Below are 3,231 nucleotides of genomic sequence, written 5' to 3'. Positions count from 1 at the left end.
AAGGGCGTCAAACGAGATCCGGCCACTTTCTACGATGCGGCCAGCATGCTGGGCCAGTTTAAACAGCACCTGATATCCCAGGAAGAGGGTGAGGTTCCGGAGTTTATTCAAGTCAACGAGACGGTATCCATTTTCAGGTGGCTCCGCAACCAATACTTGGCCGGCTACCGTGACTCCATGCCGACGGAAGAGGAGGTTGAACGCCTGATCAAGGAGCAATACGGGGAATAACAACACAGAGTTCCAGTGAAATTATATACAGGGGGCTTCGGCCCCCTGTTTTATTTCCAATTTTACTTAAGTTACAACGTTTAATCTTTTTGCGAGCCGCCGGTGCTCTTGGGGTGTAATCCATTCCACCTGCAAGTAATTCAGGATTTGAGCCTCCGCAAAACCGATTCTTCGGGCTTCTTTTACTGCAAGCGCAAAAGCATCTATTTCCGTAGGCCGATCGACATAGGCTTTGGTCTTGTCATACAGGTCGAGGCCATCCCGCTGCTGTCTGACATGTACAAGTTCATGAATGATGTCAAGGTACAGTATTTCGGGGTCGGATTGTTGTAGATGGCTGAGGCCGATGGTTATGGACCCGTCCTGGTTATCGACGGACATTTCGTGACGTCGGCTGATTATGATAACATTTGTGTTGGCAATGACATCCTCGATTTCCTGTTTGCTTCGAAAAATTTCCGCAAGGATCGGTTTTGCTCTAATTTCGGGGAATATATCGGCTATTTTATACTGACCGGGTGTTAACCGGCGGTTTATTTGAATCATGGTTACCCCGGGTTTTATTTTTTCAAGTAAGGTTTCGGCTGTATCCATCCGTCCGTATCGCCGTCATAAAACCATTTGTCCGGAAACCCCCGGCGTCTTAGAAAAGTAGGGCTTTCCGCCCAGCCGATCAGATCCTTGTATGCCTGGTGTACTTTTCTGAAGGTAGCTGTATCTCCGCCTATATCGGGGTGATGCTTTTTAACTTGAAGCCGGTAAGCACTTTTTATTTTCTTTTCAAGCTCCGGGGAGTCCAAGTCCGACTTGCCTAACTTCAGGTGCGTTAATGCTGCACCTTTTACGGCGGGAACCTTGGTTTCAAGCGGTATAATAAAACCTTCCGGATAGCCGTTGCGTACAGCCTGATTATATATGTGCCGATTTGCGAGGTAATGTTTATGCGTTCGTTTTTTTTCAGCCCACCATTCATTCCCTAACAAATCAGACATGCGGCAGTAATCTTCGGCTGGCTTATTGTCGTTGGAACGCGGATAAATAAAGCTTAATATCTCCCTTGACAGGTAGGGGAGGATGTCCATGATGATAATTTTTTCAGTAAAATAAAAGGTGGCATAGCGCGTATTCAACGCCTTTAGCAAACCTGTTCTTATCCCCAGCGTGTAGAGTAGTTTTTGCCGGCAATCTATGGAACAATACCTGCGCCTGCACATGTTTTCAATAGTTCCGCAAGACAGGCATTTTTTTTGTTTTGGGCCTCTGCCGGCCGTAATATTTTTAGGGATCCGATTTTTCATAATTCTAAAACAGTGCTTTTACCTCCATTGAGGTATTATTTTGCTACGGCTTAATGTATCCCCACTCCACCAGGCGCTTGTAAGCATGCTGGGCCTGTTTACCCCGATTAACAGCTTGAAGATATTGATAGTATTCATTGGCGGCCGGCTCGATACGCTGCATACCCTCTAAGGAAAATCCTTTAAAGAAGGTTGTGTTGGGGTTGCCGGGCAGCAGTTTGTCGTAATCGGCGAATTCCTGATAGGCAGCATCGAAATTCTTTGTGCGCAGATTCGCAAATCCTAAAAGATGACGGGCCTGGGCTTCCCGGGGATAGATTGCTTTGGCTTTTTCGGCGAAGCGTTTGGCTTCAGCATCTTTTTTCTGGGCCAGCAGGCACTTGGACATCATCAGGAGCCCGGCATAATCGTCGGGAACCTGTTTTAAAGCTTTTTTAAAATGTTTTTGGGCGTCGTTGTATTTTCCCTTGGCCATGGCACTTTCGCCTTTTTGCAGGGCATCAATGGCCCCTTTTATCGCGCGCAGTCCGGCGGTATGGTCCATATAGCGATCACGGTGCCAAGGAAGTTTTTTTGTGGTCCGGGATTGAGTCTGCACGGCGTTGACGGCAGTTTGGTAACGTTCATCACTCATGGGGTGCGTTGCGAACATTAACTCAATGGCGCTGGGTTTACGTTTGGACAGGCTCCTCAGTATGTCCATCAGCCCCACAAATCCTTGGGCATTATAACCGGTACTAGTCATATACTCCAGACCCAGTGCATCGGCTTCACGTTCGTTGTCCCGGCTGTATGCAGCCAGCAGAGCGCCGGCTCCGACCATTCCCAGACGAGAGGCCAGCTTGCCTAACGCCGCGCTCCGGGTTCCCGCAACGGCCGAGATTCCGCCGACAAGGGCGTTTGTAAGGACACCTTTGGACATTTGTTCGGCCGTATGGCGTGCGTTGACATGACCGAGTTCATGGCCCAGCAATGCGGCCAGTTCGGCCTCGTTGTCAAGGGCCAGCAGAATCCCCCGCGTTGCGGCGATGCTGCCTCCGGGAAAGGCGTAGGCATTCACGTAGGTCGCATTTACCCCCCGGAATGAATACGGCATATGAGGCCGGTGGGTCAGCGCGGCGATCCGTTTACCGGTTGCATCGATATAATTATTCAAAGTCTTATCCTGCAACGTTCCGTAGTCGGAAGAAAATTGGTGGGGCGACTGCTTTTTATCGATCCGAATTTCAGTCTCTTCCGATACCAGCATCAATTGTTTTCTTCCGGTAATCGGGTCGGCGGCGCAGCCGGCCAGCATACCGGCGGCCGACATTGATGTTAGCCACAAGAATTCCCGGCGGCTGATACCATGTTTTTGAGTCTTTTGCGATGAAATGCTTGGCATGTGTTTTCCTGTAAAGATACCGACTATAGTTGGGTTCAAAGGTTCAATGTTCAAAGGTTCAGAGGTTAACCCCTCATTTAATTACCCCTATGGAATCAATAGCATAGAAAAAAAGCGCGAAGCGATTAACCTCTCCGAGGCGTAGGATCGTGCCTCTACGAGCCGGAGGCCTGAACGCTGAACCCGACTCGGCTGAGCTCGTCGCAGGCTGAACCTCCTAACCCAGACCGACCGGATGTTCAATTTTTGTGAAATCCCGCAGTATATAACGGCCTACGGTCATTTTTATCTGGTGAATGATGAGGTCTGAATTTACGA

Annotated in this window: 4 protein-coding genes; 1 reads left to right on the top strand and 3 read right to left on the bottom strand. The window is 49.2% G+C overall.

The genetic code is table 11. From position 1 onward, the window contains the following. Positions 1-231: hypothetical protein (locus tag V3S16_RS02845; RefSeq protein ID WP_413883164.1), on the top strand; the 231-nt coding region annotated here is incomplete at its 5' end. A 66-nt stretch (positions 232-297) separates the two neighbouring features. On the opposite strand, the gene V3S16_RS02840 is transcribed toward V3S16_RS02845, so the two are convergent. The 3 genes from V3S16_RS02840 to V3S16_RS02830 are packed head-to-tail and all read right to left on the bottom strand — an operon-like array spanning position 298 to position 2,913. Continuing rightward, positions 298-777, bottom strand: coding sequence for a hypothetical protein (locus V3S16_RS02840; protein ID WP_413883163.1), 480 nt, complete (start codon positions 775-777; stop codon positions 298-300). Between the two features lie 14 nt (positions 778-791). Then, on the bottom strand, positions 792-1,529 hold the full coding sequence (locus tag V3S16_RS02835) for a J domain-containing protein (RefSeq protein WP_413883162.1): 738 nt from the start codon (positions 1,527-1,529) through the stop codon (positions 792-794). Between the two features lie 43 nt (positions 1,530-1,572). Further along, the gene (locus V3S16_RS02830; protein ID WP_413883161.1) at positions 1,573-2,913 is read right to left on the bottom strand and encodes a M48 family metalloprotease; all 1,341 of its coding nucleotides are present in this window, start codon (positions 2,911-2,913) and stop codon (positions 1,573-1,575) included. Positions 2,914-3,231 lie beyond the last annotated feature (318 nt).

Source organism: Candidatus Desulfatibia sp. (genome assembly GCF_036446775.1).
Lineage (GTDB): Bacteria > Desulfobacterota > Desulfobacteria > Desulfobacterales > UBA11574 > Desulfatibia_A.
Note: the sequence above shows the minus strand (reverse complement) of the source record. Positions and strands in the feature narration are given on the sequence as shown.